At 67.1% G+C, this 11,249-nt stretch carries 10 protein-coding genes; 5 read left to right on the top strand and 5 right to left on the bottom strand.

Annotated elements, in window-relative coordinates:
• Positions 1-27: 27 nt before the first annotated feature.
• The gene (locus tag CXQ91_RS01120; RefSeq protein WP_104172088.1) at positions 28-1,119 is read right to left on the bottom strand and encodes a PfkB family carbohydrate kinase; all 1,092 of its coding nucleotides are present in this window, start codon (positions 1,117-1,119) and stop codon (positions 28-30) included.
• 92 nt (positions 1,120-1,211) lie between these two features.
• Between CXQ91_RS01120 and CXQ91_RS01115 the strand changes: the two genes are divergently transcribed.
• Positions 1,212-2,645 (top strand): 6-phospho-beta-glucosidase, encoded by a 1,434-nt coding sequence (locus CXQ91_RS01115; RefSeq protein WP_104172087.1) that lies wholly within the window; start codon positions 1,212-1,214, stop codon positions 2,643-2,645.
• Between the two features lie 30 nt (positions 2,646-2,675).
• On the opposite strand, the gene CXQ91_RS01110 is transcribed toward CXQ91_RS01115, so the two are convergent.
• Positions 2,676-3,212 (bottom strand): GNAT family N-acetyltransferase, encoded by a 537-nt coding sequence (locus CXQ91_RS01110; RefSeq protein ID WP_181038732.1) that lies wholly within the window; start codon positions 3,210-3,212, stop codon positions 2,676-2,678.
• A gap of 121 nt (positions 3,213-3,333) precedes the next feature.
• Between CXQ91_RS01110 and mshA the strand changes: the two genes are divergently transcribed.
• The 3 genes from mshA to CXQ91_RS01095 all read left to right on the top strand — a co-directional run bounded on the left by mshA (position 3,334) and on the right by CXQ91_RS01095 (position 7,470).
• Entirely contained in the window at positions 3,334-4,599 is a 1,266-nt protein-coding gene (gene mshA, locus CXQ91_RS01105; RefSeq protein WP_104172086.1) for a D-inositol-3-phosphate glycosyltransferase, read from the top strand.
• A 65-nt stretch (positions 4,600-4,664) separates the two neighbouring features.
• A complete protein-coding gene (locus CXQ91_RS01100; RefSeq protein ID WP_104172085.1) occupies positions 4,665-6,362 on the top strand; it encodes a formate--tetrahydrofolate ligase in 1,698 nt (565 codons plus the stop codon).
• 148 nt (positions 6,363-6,510) lie between these two features.
• The gene (locus tag CXQ91_RS01095) at positions 6,511-7,470 is read left to right on the top strand and encodes a DUF559 domain-containing protein (RefSeq protein ID WP_104172084.1); all 960 of its coding nucleotides are present in this window, start codon (positions 6,511-6,513) and stop codon (positions 7,468-7,470) included.
• 45 nt (positions 7,471-7,515) lie between these two features.
• On the opposite strand, the gene CXQ91_RS01090 is transcribed toward CXQ91_RS01095, so the two are convergent.
• Positions 7,516-8,025 (bottom strand): DUF2306 domain-containing protein, encoded by a 510-nt coding sequence (locus tag CXQ91_RS01090; protein WP_104172083.1) that lies wholly within the window; start codon positions 8,023-8,025, stop codon positions 7,516-7,518.
• A 101-nt stretch (positions 8,026-8,126) separates the two neighbouring features.
• Here CXQ91_RS01090 and CXQ91_RS01085 point away from each other — a divergent pair, with 101 nt between their 5' ends.
• Complete coding sequence (locus CXQ91_RS01085; RefSeq protein WP_104172082.1) at positions 8,127-8,744, top strand: MerR family transcriptional regulator; 618 nt, start codon at positions 8,127-8,129, stop codon at positions 8,742-8,744.
• A 111-nt stretch (positions 8,745-8,855) separates the two neighbouring features.
• Here CXQ91_RS01085 and CXQ91_RS01080 read toward each other — a convergent pair whose 3' ends face one another.
• Both CXQ91_RS01080 and mgrA read right to left on the bottom strand, forming a co-directional pair.
• Complete coding sequence (locus tag CXQ91_RS01080; protein WP_104172081.1) at positions 8,856-9,941, bottom strand: inositol-3-phosphate synthase; 1,086 nt, start codon at positions 9,939-9,941, stop codon at positions 8,856-8,858.
• A 175-nt stretch (positions 9,942-10,116) separates the two neighbouring features.
• Entirely contained in the window at positions 10,117-11,154 is a 1,038-nt protein-coding gene (gene mgrA / locus CXQ91_RS01075; RefSeq protein ID WP_104172080.1) for an L-glyceraldehyde 3-phosphate reductase, read from the bottom strand.
• Between the last annotated feature and the right edge of the window lie 95 nt (positions 11,155-11,249).

The raw sequence follows: 11,249 nt of genomic DNA, 5'->3' as shown, positions 1-11,249 counted from the left end.
GGCGGCGGGCCGGGCGGCTTAATTGGCCTAGGCGTCCGAGAGGTGGGCGATTGTGGCAGTGGCCCGGCGCAGCGCCTGCGAGGGTACATCGCGCACGATCTCCTCCAGGAAGCTGAAGCGCCGCAGCCACTGGCTGCTTTGCCGTTCAGGCCTTGCGTTGGCCCGCTTCCACCAGTCGGCGATGTCGCCCCAGCCCGGCGCTGCAAGGGAACCGCCCACTTCCTGGACCGCCAGGGACGCGCACAGGTTCGCGAACCGGAGCCGGTCCGCCAGCGGCCAGCGCGCCAGGCTGCCCACGATGAACGCCGCGCCGAAGCAGTCCCCGGCCCCGGTCGGGTCATAGGCCGAGACGGGCAGCGACGGCACCCATTCCTCCTCCCCCGTTTCGGAGTCCACGGCCATGGCGCCCTGCGGTCCCAGGGTCACCACCGCCACGGGAACCCGGTCGGCGAGCGCATACAGTGCCGCCCACGGCGTGTCCCTGCCGGTGAAGGCCATGGCCTCGCGCTGGTTGGGCATAAAGGCGTGGAAATACTGCAGGTTGTCCAGCCGGGTGGAGGACCATTTGCCGGTGGCGTCCCAGCCGACGTCGCCGAAAAGCTTGACCCCGGCGCTGTGGGCGGCGACGGCCCACGGGGCGAGTTCCTCGTCCAGGTCCGCGACGGCGGCGAGCGCCGCGGGCGGCTCCCCGATCAGCTCCGACGAGGTGACCGGGGCAGGGTGCCCGTGCGTCACCATGGAGCGGTCGTGCTGCACGCTGAGGGATACCGTCACGGGCGAGTGCCAGCCGGGGACGCGTTTGGAGAGGGACAGGTCAACGTGTTCCTGTGCAGCCAGGATCTTCCAGTTGTAGTCGCCGTAGCCGTCGTCGCCGAAGGCAGCCGCGAGCCCGGTCCGCAACCCCAGGCGCGCGGCGGCGATGGCCTGGTTGGCCACCCCTCCCGGGCAGCTGCCCATGCCCTCGCTCCAGATCTCTGTGCCCGGCTCCGGCGCGTGGGGCAGCCCGGTGAAGATGATGTCCTGGAAAACCGTCCCGGTCAGGAGCAGATCGAAGCTCCCGTCCGTGGGCGTGCGGACGTGGGAGAGGGGGTCGAACCGGCGCCCTGGTATCGCGTCCATGTTCGGCACACTACGCCCTCGCGCTTGCCCTGCAAAGTGCCGCGCCGGACGGGACCGGGCCCGCGCGGCCTGCCCGGAATAGACTGCGTGTTATGCGGCTCATGATTGCCGGTGGCGGCGGGTTCCGGGTCCCGCTCGTGTACCGGGCGCTCTCCTCCGGCCCCTTCGCGGGGCTGGTGCGCGAGCTTGTCCTGTTCGACGTCGACCCCCTGCGGCTCGCCGCGATCAAGGCCGTCCTGTCGTCGATCGGTTCTGGCGATGTCGGCGCCGGCGCGGCCGGTTCAGGCGCTGCCGGGCCCGGCCCCGCCGTCAGGACAACCACGTCCCTGGCCGACGCCCTCGATGGCACGGACATGGTGTTCGCGGCCATCCGACCCGGCGGAACGGCGGGTCGGATCGCCGACGAACGCGTGGCCCTCGGCCTGGGCCTCCTGGGCCAGGAAACCACGGGCGCCGGCGGAATCTCCTACGCCCTGCGGTCCATTCCCGGGATGCTGGAGCTGGCCCGTGAAATGAAGCGGCGCTGCCCGGAGGCCTGGCTGGTCAACTTCACCAACCCGGCCGGAATGGTGACGGAGGCGCTGGTCCCCGTGCTGGGCACTAGGGTGATCGGCATCTGCGATTCGGCCGGAGCCCTGGTGCACCGGGCGGCCCGCGCGGCGGGCGCCCCGCTGCCTGAGGGAAAGCTCGACGGCGTGGGCTACTACGGGCTCAACCACCTGGGCTGGCTGTACCGGCTGGAGTCCGGCGGCAAAGACCTGCTGCCTGGGCTGCTGGCGGACGCGCAGGCCCTGTCCGGTTTCGAGGAGGGCCGGCTCTTTCCGCAGCCTTTCCTCCAGTCCCTGGGCTGCCTGCCCAACGAGTACCTGTACTACTACTACGACACGGGGCGGGCCGTCGGTGCCATCCGCGCCATGGCGCAGACCCGGGGCGAGTCGATCCACGAGCAGCAGTCCGGGCTGTATCCGGCGCTTGCCGCGGCCGGTCCCCGGGCCTATGGGCTCTGGGACGCTGCCCGCCGGTCCCGCGAGGAAGGCTACCTGGCCGAGGCGCGTGCCAGCGGCGAACAGCGGGACGAGGACGACCTCGCCGGCGGCGGGTACGAACGCGTGGCCCTCGGCGTGATGCGCGCCCTGTCCGGCGGGGTGTCCGGCGGCGCTCCCGGCGGTGCATCGGGCCGGGCGTCCGGCGGGGGTGCCGAGCTCATCCTGAACACCCCCAACGCCGGTGCGGTTCCCGGCCTGCCGGCGGACGCCGTCGTCGAGGTCCCCTGCGTGGTGACCCCCGACGGCGCGGTGCCGCTGCCGCAGGACCGGCCGGCTGACGCGCAACTGGCCCTCATGCAGCGGGTCAAGGAGGTGGAGCGGCTGACAGTGTCTGCGGCGGCGCACGGCCGCCGCGACGACGCCGTCCGGGCCTTCGCGCTCCATCCGCTCATCGATTCGGACAAGCTCGCCGTCGAACTGCTCGCCGGCTACGAAGCGGCGTTTCCGGCGCTCGGGCTGCTGTGGCATGGCGGGGATTAGGCGCCGAAGTGCGGATTGGGCCAGCAGTACCTACAGCTTCCGGTACATCAGGTGCAGCCCCACATAGCCCAGCGTCGGATGGTTGAACGCCTCCGGGATGGTGGCCAGGACCTCGAACCCCATGGCCTGCCAGGCGGCCACCGCGCGGACGTTGCTCTCCACCACGGCGTTGAACTGCATGGCACGGAAGCCTGCCGCTCTGGCCGCGTCCAGCGAGTAGGCACAGAGCGCCCTGGCCAGCCCCCTGCCGCCGTGCTCGGGGTGGACCATGTAGCCGGCGTTGGCAACGTGGCTTCCTCCCCCGCCCTGGTTCGCATGCAGCTCGCCGGTCCCCAGCACCTGCCCGTCCCGGACGGCCACGAACGCCTGGCCGGGGGCGTCCTTGAACCAGCGTGCCCGGGCGTCGTCCTCCGTGGTGCCGCGGTCCCAGGTGAAGGTGTCGCCGGCCCTGATGACGGGTTCCAGGATTGCCCACATGCCGGGCCAGTCGGCGGCTGTAGCGGGACGGATTTCAATGCCGGCTGCATGCTTGTTTGGCTCTGCGGTTGTGTCTGCGGTTGCGCTCACAGCCGCCACGTTAGCAGGAGGGCTGGGGATGCCGAGCGCAGGACGCCGGGCGCTGTGAAGGACGGGGCGGTACAGGAGTACTGTTTTATCGGATGCAGTTCCGCCAGTTGAAGGGAGAGCCGTGACTCTGATCCGCCGCGTCGCGTTCCTTTCCCTGCACACCTCGCCCATGGAGCAGCCCGGTTCCGGTGACGCCGGCGGCATGAACGTCTACGTGCGGGGGCTTGCCTCGGCGCTCGCCGCAACCGGCGTGGAAGTGGAGATCTTCACGCGGTCAACGTCCTCGGAACAACCCGCCGTCGAGCACCCGGACCCCGGCGTGTGTGTCCACAACGTGATCTCCGGCCCGCCGCGGAAGCTGCCCAAAGAGGAACTTCCGGGACTGCTGCACAGCATGGTGGCGGAGATCGAGCGCATCCGGCAGCGTCAGCCGCACGGCCGGTACGACGTCATCCATTCGCACTACTGGGTCTCCGGCGTGGCCGGCTTGGAGCTGTCCAGGCTCTGGGGCGTGCCGCTGGTGCACACCATGCACACGATGGCCAAGGTCAAGAACCTCCTCCTGCACTCCGGCGAGAAGCCCGAACCGAGGCGGCGGGAGGACGGCGAACACCGGATTGTGGACGGCGCAGCGCGGCTGATCGCGAACACCCCGGCCGAGGCCGCCGAGCTCGTCTCGCACTACAACGCCGACTTCGACCAAATCGATGTGGCTCCCCCCGGCGTGGACCTGACCGTGTTCAGCCCGGCGTTCCGGACCCGTTCCCGGGCACAGCTCGGAGTGCCTGCCGGCAAATTCCATCTGCTCTTCGCCGGCCGGATCCAGCGGCTCAAAGGCCCGCAGATCCTCATCCAGGCAGCCGCTCTGCTCCGCTCGCGCCGTCCGGACATCGACCTCCAGCTGACCATCCTCGGCGCCCTCAGCGGAGCCAAGGACTTCGACCTCAAGTCGCTGATCCACGCTGCCGGAATGGACGACGTCGTCACCCACCATCCGCCGGTCAACGCACCGGAGCTGGCCGCCTGGTTCCGCTCCGCCGACGTTGTGGTGATGCCCTCCTACAGCGAATCCTTCGGGCTGGTGGCGCTGGAAGCCCAGGCCTGCGGGACGCCCGTGGTTGCCACCCGGGTTGGCGGACTCTCCAGGGCCATTTTCGACGGACGGACCGGCCTGCTGGTGGACGGGCACAAGGCCGCGGACTGGGCGGACGTATTCGAGGCGCTCTACGACGATCCCGCCACGCGCGAGGACATGGGGCGGGCTGCAGCGCTGCATGCCCAAAGCTTCGGCTGGCAGCGGACCGCCGCCATCACGCTGGAAAGCTACCACGCCGCCGTCGACCAGTACATTGACAGTCACAGAATTCCGGTGGGCCACACGCCCTAAGCCGGGTAGCGCCGGGCGGGAACCCCCGAACGGCTTTCCCTGAAGCCACGAACTGAAGGACAAAGATGTCTGACACCAACGCCATGAGTGACCTCGAAATCGCCCAACGGGCCACCATGCGGCCCATCGGGGAGATCGCCGCCGCGGCGGGCATCAATGCTGACGCCCTGGAACTCTATGGCCGGTACAAGGCAAAAATTGATCCGGCGAAGCTCACGGACCCGGCCGGTGCGCCTGCCCGCCAGCCTGGCCGGGTGGTGCTCGTCTCGGCCATGTCCCCCACGCCGGCAGGCGAAGGGAAATCCACCACAACGGTGGGCCTGGCGGATTCGCTGGCCCGGGCCGGGCAGAAGGTGATGATTGCGCTGCGCGAGCCGTCACTGGGTCCCATCCTCGGCATGAAGGGCGGCGCCGCTGGCGGAGGGTTTTCCCAGGTACTGCCCATGGATGAGATCAACCTGCATTTCACCGGCGACTTCCACGCCATCACCTCCGCGAACAACGCGCTCATGGCCCTGGTGGACAACCACATTTTCCAGGGCAACCAACTCAACATCGATCCCCGCCGGATGACCTTCAAAAGGGTGCTGGACATGAACGACCGCTCGCTCCGCGAAGTGGTGATCGGCCTCGGCGGGCCTGTCCAGGGTGTTCCGCGTCAGGACAGTTTCGACATCACCGCGGCGTCCGAGATCATGGCGGTCTTCTGCCTGGCCACGGATATTGCCGATCTGCGCGCCAGGCTGGGCCGCATCACGTTCGGCTACACCTATGACCGGGAGCCCGTCACGGTGGCCGACCTGGGGGTCCAGGGTGCGCTGACCATGCTGCTCCGGGATGCCATCAAGCCCAACCTCGTACAGACCATCGCCGGCACACCTGCGCTGGTGCACGGCGGGCCGTTCGCCAACATCGCCCATGGCTGCAATTCGCTGATCGCCACCCAGACGGCCCGTCGGCTGGCGGACATCGTGGTCACCGAGGCCGGCTTCGGCGCGGACCTCGGGGCCGAGAAGTTCATGGACATCAAGGCGAGGGTGGCGGACGTGGCGCCGTCCGCCGTCGTGCTCGTAGCAACCGTGCGGGCGCTGAAGATGCACGGAGGGGTGGCCAAGGACCGGCTCAAGGAGCCCAACGTGGAGGCCCTTGCAACGGGCGTGGCCAACCTCCGGCGGCACATCCGCAACGTGGAGAAGTTCGGGATCACACCGGTGGTGGCCGTCAACAGGTTCGCCACGGACACGCAGGAAGAGCTCGACTGGCTGCTGGAGTGGTGTGCCGGCGAGGGCGTGCAGGCTGCCGTGGCCGATGTCTGGGGCCGCGGCGGCGGCGGGGACGGCGGCGACGAACTCGCCGCCAAGGTGCTCGCAGCACTCGACGCTCCGCACAGCTTCCGCCACCTGTATCCGCTCGAGCTCTCTGTGGAGGACAAGATCCGGACCATCGTGCAGGAAATCTACGGCGCCGACGGCGTTGACTTCTCCGTCCCTGCCCTCAAACGCCTGGCCGACATCGAGAAGAACGGCTGGGCCGGTTTGCCGGTATGCATGGCCAAGACGCAGTACTCATTCAGCGACGACGCCACCAAACTGGGCGCGCCCAAGGGCTTCACGGTCCACGTCCGCGACCTCATCCCGAAGACGGGCGCAGGTTTCATCGTGGCGCTGACGGGCGCGGTGATGACCATGCCCGGCCTGCCCAAGGTTCCCGCGGCCATGCGGATGGACGTGGACGACGCCGGCAGGCCCGTGGGCCTCTTCTAGACGCTCTCTCACTTCCTGCCGCCTTTTCCCCGACGCTCTCTCACATCCTGCCAACTTTTCCCCCGACGCTCTCTCACATCCGGGGCGCCCAAGGGCTGCCTGTGGATAACTTCTGCGGCGTCGTCGAGTTTCGGGTCACAATGCCAGCATGCAAAAGTGCAACGATCTGCCCGGGATTCTGGCGACTGCTCCGTTCACCTTGGATTCGGCGCGGGCCTCAGGAGTATCCACGGACCGGCTGCGGCGGAAAGACGTGGTCCATGTCGGACGCGGGCTCTACCGCCCCTCGGACTGGGACTTTGAACTGGAAGCCGCGGCACGGGCGCTGTCTGCCGCATCGCCTGGTGCCTGGATCTCACACGTCACGGCAGCACGGCTCCGGTGCCAGCTGTTGCCGCCTTGGCTGGCGGACTCGACAGAGCTCCATCTGAGCAAGCCCAGGACCTTACCCTCGGTGCGCCGCAAGGGCGTAGTCGGCCATACGGTCTTTGCCCGGGACGATGAGGTTGAATCGATCGACGGCATCCGCGTCAGCACCCGGTCGCGGACGTGGCTGGACCTGGCGCGGCGGCTGTCGTTAAGCGAGCTCGTGTGCATGGGTGATCAGCTAATCCGCATTCCGCGAGTGGACTTCGAGGGCCGGACGCAGCCCTACGACACCCTGGACGGGCTCCGCTTCCTGGTCGGCCGCCATCCAAACCTGCAGGGCATTGTCCGCGCCAGGGAAGCCCTGGACCTGATGCGGGTGGGGGCGGACTCCGCGCCCGAGTCGCTGCTCCGCTTGGCCATGGCCGATGCTGGCCTTCCCGAACCGGATCTCCAGCTGGCGTTGCGCGACACTGACGCCATGTCCCCGAGCGCCGATCTCGGTTACCGTCACCGGCGGATCGCCATCCAGTACGACGGCGAGCATCACCTTCTTGACGCCCAGTCCCTTCGTGACAGGCGGAGAAACAAGGCGTTCGAATCGGCTGGCTGGACTGTCCTGATATTCGACAAGGACGATCATGCTGACGGCTTCCAACGCGCCATCGGGAAGATCAAGCGGACGCTTCGCACTGCGTGGCTGGATCATCCCCAGGCATCCGGCTTCGCCGACGCGGGGTGAGAGAGCGTCGCGCCAAAACCCACCGAAAGTGAGAGAGGATCGGCTCTAAACCCGCAGGAAGTGAGAGAGCGTCCGTTCTTTTGAACCGCCCGATGCGCCCGTGCGGCCGCCGCGCTTGAGCGAAACGAACACCACCACAACGCCGAGCGCCACCAGGCCGGCAACATATGCCGCGGTGGCCGGGTCCTCGGCGAGGAGCTGCGGAATGGCCCGTCCCGGCACGGCAACGGCAAAGACGAACGCCACGGCAATGCCGATATAGCTGCCGATCATGTTCCCCAGGTGCGACCGGATGTTGTGGCGGATGGCGCTGACCAGGCCAAGCGTGACCGTCACGATCGTGAACGCGGACAGCCCGTGCAGCCAGGTGAAATGCCCGGCCGTCACGATCCAGAAACTGCTGATGCAGACGTAGTACATGGCTGCCACCCACAGGTAGCCCATGGTGCGGTGGATGCGGTCACGGCGTCGGCGCAGGATTTGGAAGGGGCCGATCGCGAGCACGAACAGTGCGGCGATCACGTGGCTGACAAGCAGTACATTCCAGTGCTCCATAGGCTTAGGATAGAGCCACTATCCAATGCGTGTACATCAGGATAGTTGGCGCCGGATCTGCTATCCAACGGATCCGGACCTCCGCGGGAAAAGAGGACGGCATGCAGCTCAAGGAGCTGAGCGGGCAATCGGGAGTCGCGGCAGCCAGCATCAAGTACTACCTGCGGGAGGGCCTGCTGCCGGCCGGCGAGACCGTCCACGCAACCCGCGCACAGTATTCCGCCAGGCATGTCGAGCGTCTCGAATTGATCCAGGTCCTCCGCCGGACAGTCGGGCTGAACATTGAGCAGATCCGCGGCCTCCTCAAAATGGCCGACGACGGCGCCCCGCGCCTTGCGCTCCTGGCTGCGGTTCAGCGCGTGGTGCTGGACCTGGACACAGCCGCCAGCGGCGACGTCCGCACACCGGCGGCTGACGCCGTCGTACGCCTCAGAAACTGGCCCGATTACCCAAGCGACGCCCGAAGCGCTTTGAACGTCCATCTGGAACTGATGGAAAGCCTGCACATCCGCGTATCCCGCGAGCTCCTGGACACTTACAGCAAAGCCATGGATGACGTCGCCGGGCTGGATATTGCAGCCACGACCGCCCCGGAGAGCGTCGACCAACTCATTCTCACCGCAGCCGTGGGCATGCACATGCACAGCCAGCTGCTGCTGAAGCTCCTCGCCCTTGCCCAGGCCAGCCACGCCATCCGGCGCTACGAACACGGCGCTTAAACCACGACGCTCCCCCACCAGGTGAGAGAGCGTCGTGCGAAATCCCGCAGAAAGTGAGAGAGCGTCGTGCGAAAACCCACCAAAAGTGAGAGAGCGTCGTGGAGGAGGGGCTTAGCGCTCCAGGTCTCCGCGGATGAAGGCCTCAACCTTGTCACGGGCGAGGTCGTCGTTGAACTGCTCCGGCGGGGACTTCATGAAGTAGCTGGAAGCGGAGAGCAGCGGGCCGCCGATGCCGCGGTCCAGGCCGATCTTGGCGGCGCGGATGGCGTCGATGATCACGCCGGCGGAGTTGGGTGAGTCCCAGACCTCCAGCTTGTATTCGAGCGACACCGGCGCGTCGCCGAAGTTGCGGCCTTCGAGGCGGACGAAGGCCCACTTGCGGTCGTCGAGCCACTGGACGTAGTCGGACGGGCCGATGTGGACGTCCTTGGCAGCCAGTTCGGCTTCGACGTTGGAGGTGACGGCCTGGGTCTTGGAGATCTTCTTGGACTCGAGGCGGTCGCGTTCCAGCATGTTCTTGAAGTCCATGTTGCCGCCGACGTTGAGCTGGTACGTGCGGTCCAGCGTGACGCCGCGGTCTTCGAAGAGCTTGGCCATGACGCGGTGCGTGATGGTGGCACCGATCTGGCTCTTGATGTCGTCGCCCACGATCGGCACGCCGGCGGCGGTGAACTTGTCCGCCCAGGCCTTGGTGCCGGCGATGAACACCGGCAGGGCGTTGACGAAGGCCACACCGGCGTCGATAGCGGCCTGGGCGTAGAACTCGGCGGCTTCCTGCGACCCGACGGGCAGGTAGCAGACCATGACGTCAACCTTGGCGTCCTTGAGGGCCTGGACAACGTCGACCGGCTCTGCTGGGGACTGCTCGATGGTTTCGAGGTAGTACTTGCCGAGGCCGTCCAGGGTGTGGCCGCGCTGGACGGTGACACCGGTGGGCGGAACGTCGGCAATCTTGATGGTGTTGTTTTCGCTGGCCAGGATGGCGTCGGCCAGGTCAACGCCGACCTTCTTGCCGTCGACATCGAAGGCTGCAACGAATTGAACATCGTTGACGTGGTACTTGCCGAACTCCACGTGCATCAGACCGGGAATCGTTGCCTGGGGGTCGGCATCCCGGTAGTAGTGGACACCCTGGACCAGGGATGCGGCGCAGTTACCCACACCGACAATGGCAACACGAATCGGATTTGAAGACACGGAACTCCTTTGAGAACAAACTTCACGTGCCCGGCGCGGCTGCACTCTGATGTGCGGCGGCGGCTGATGGGCACAGCGCCATGGGGCGCCCTTGCATTCTAGCTAACACCGCCGGGGCCGGAGATGTTCCCGGCCGGCCCCGGCGGCTCTGTTACGTGGCTCTGTTACGCGCCGGCTACTTCTGTGCCCAAAGGTTGATATCGGATTCGACGGCGAACTCGTCGATCGCGTTCAGCTCCTCCTGGGTGAACGCCAGGTTGTTGATGGCGGACAGCGTGTCCTCCAGCTGCCTGACGCTGGACGCGCCCACCAGGGCGGACGTCACGGGGGTGCCCCTGGGCTGGTCGCGGAGGATCCAGGCGATGGCCATCTGCGCCAGCGACTGCCCGCGGTCCATGGCGATTTTGTTGAGTCCCCGGACCCGGTCCAGTTTGTCCTCGGTCAGTGCCGATTCGGACAGGAACCGTTCCTTGGCCGCACGTGAATCGGCCGGGATGCCATTCAGGTAGCGGTCCGTCAGCATGCCCTGCGCCAGTGGGGAGAACGCGATGGAACCGGCGCCCACCTCTTCGAGCGCCTCGTACAGGTTCGGCGTCCCGTTCTCGGTCCAGCGGTTCAGCATGGAATAGCTGGGCTGGTGGATGAGCAGCGGGGTGCCGAGTTCCTTGAGGATCCGGGCCGCCTCGATGGTCTGCTCGGGCGTGTAGGAGGAGATGCCCGCGTACAGCGCCTTGCCTGAACGCACGGCGTAGTCCAGTGCTCCCATGGTTTCCTCCATGGGCGTTTCCGGATCCGGGCGGTGGCTGTAGAAGATGTCCACGTAGTCCAGGCCCATGCGCTGCAGGGACTGGTCCAGGCTGGAGATCAGGGATTTGCGGGAGCCCCACTCGCCGTACGGGCCGGGCCACATGTAGTAGCCGGCCTTGGTGGAGATGACGAGCTCGTCGCGGTACGGCTTGAAGTCGTCCTGCAGGTGGCGGCCGAAGTTGGTTTCGGCGGAGCCGTCCGGCGGGCCGTAGTTGTTGGCCAGGTCGAAGTGGGTGACGCCCAGGTCGAAGGCGCGGCGGAGGATGGCGCGCTGCTCATCAAACCGCTTGTCGTCGCCGAAGTTGTGCCAGAGCCCAAGGGAGATAGCCGGAAGTTTCAGGCCGCTGCGTCCGACGCGGCGGTAGGGCATGGATTCATAGCGGTTGTCCGCTGCCGAATAAGTCATACTATCTATCCTGCCAGCTGTGACGCAGGCTACAGCCAACATGTCCGTTGTTACGCCGCGGGCAGACACAAACAGCCCGCGGCGTAACAGGAGAG

The organism is Arthrobacter sp. Y81 (assembly GCF_002929335.1).
In the GTDB taxonomy this organism is placed as follows: domain Bacteria; phylum Actinomycetota; class Actinomycetes; order Actinomycetales; family Micrococcaceae; genus Arthrobacter.
The sequence above is the reverse complement of the archived record's forward strand: the minus strand, read 5'-3'. Positions and strand labels throughout refer to the sequence as shown.